Raw genomic sequence first — 1,222 nt, 5'->3', positions numbered from 1 at the left:
GTGGGAGCGTGGCCGGAGCGAAGCGGAGGTCGCGTGACCGGCGACGGCATTCGGCTCGGGATCGACTTCGGCACGTCCAGCACCGTCGCGGTGCTCGCGCTGCCCGGGCGGGAGCCCCGGCCGCTGCTCTTCGACGGCTCGCCGCTGCTGCCGTCCGCCGTCGGGCTCGACCCGACCGGGCGGCTCGTCGTCGGGCGGGACGCGCTGCACGCGGCCGTCGCCACGCCCGGGGCCGTCGAGCGGCATCCCAAGCGGTGCGTCGACGAGGGCACGGTGCTGCTCGGGGACGCCGAGGTGCCGGTGCGCGGCCTCTTCGCGGCCGTGCTCGGGCGGGTTCTCGACGAGGCCACCCGGGCCGCCGGCGGGCCGCCCGCCGAGATCGTCGTGACCCACCCGGCCGCCTGGGGCCGGGAGCGCCGGGCGCTGCTGCGCGACGCGCTCGCCCCGGCGCCCGTGCGGCTGGTCAGCGAGCCGGTCGCCGCCGCGCACCACCTGGTCGGCGTGGCCGCCGAGCGGCTGCCCGACGGGGCCGCGGCCGTCGTCTACGACTTCGGCGCCGGGACCTTCGACGCGACCGTGGTCCGCCGGGCCGGCGGGGAGATCGCGGTCCTGGCGACGCAGGGCCTGCCCGACTCCGGCGGCCTCGACATCGACGCGGCCGTCGTCGCCCACCTCGCCGAGGCCGTCCCCGACGAGGACGCGTGGCGCCGCCTCGGCGCGCCGGAGACGACCGCCGAGCGGCGGGCCCGCCAGCAGCTGTGGGACAACGTGCGCACCGCCAAGGAGTCGCTGACGCGGGCCGCCAGCACGCTCGTGCACGTGCCGCTGCTCGATCTGGAGGTACCACTCGGGCGGGAGGAGCTCGACCGGCTGGCCGCACCCGTCCTCGCCCGCTCGGTCGACACCACCCGGGCCGCGCTGCACGTGGCCGGGGTCGACGCCACCACGATCCTCCTCGTCGGCGGGGCGAGCCGGATGCCGGCGGTGACCAGCACGCTGCACCGGGCGTTCGGGTTCGCGCCGGTGACGGTCGACCAGCCGGAGCTGGCGGTCGCCGAGGGCAGCCTGCACGCCGGCCTCACCTCCGCGACCGACACCGACGACTGGCCGGCCGCGCTGCCAGTGGCCGGGCCGCTGCCGCTCGTCGCGCCGCGCCGCCGGCGCCTGTGGGAGGCTTCCCTCGGGCGGCTCACCATGCGGCACGAGGTGGTCGCGATCCGGA

1 protein-coding gene is annotated in these 1,222 nt (G+C 78.5%); it reads left to right on the top strand.

The window, feature by feature from the left end; translation table 11 throughout:
• Positions 1 to 33: 33 nt before the first annotated feature.
• Positions 34 to 1,222 (top strand): Hsp70 family protein (locus tag ABZS66_RS08340; protein ID WP_354756377.1); only part of this gene is annotated, 1,189 nt, incomplete at its 3' end.

The sequence above is a fragment of the Dactylosporangium sp. NPDC005572 genome (assembly GCF_040605515.1).
Lineage (GTDB): Bacteria > Actinomycetota > Actinomycetes > Mycobacteriales > Micromonosporaceae > Dactylosporangium.
This window is presented reverse-complemented; position numbering and strand designations above follow the sequence as displayed.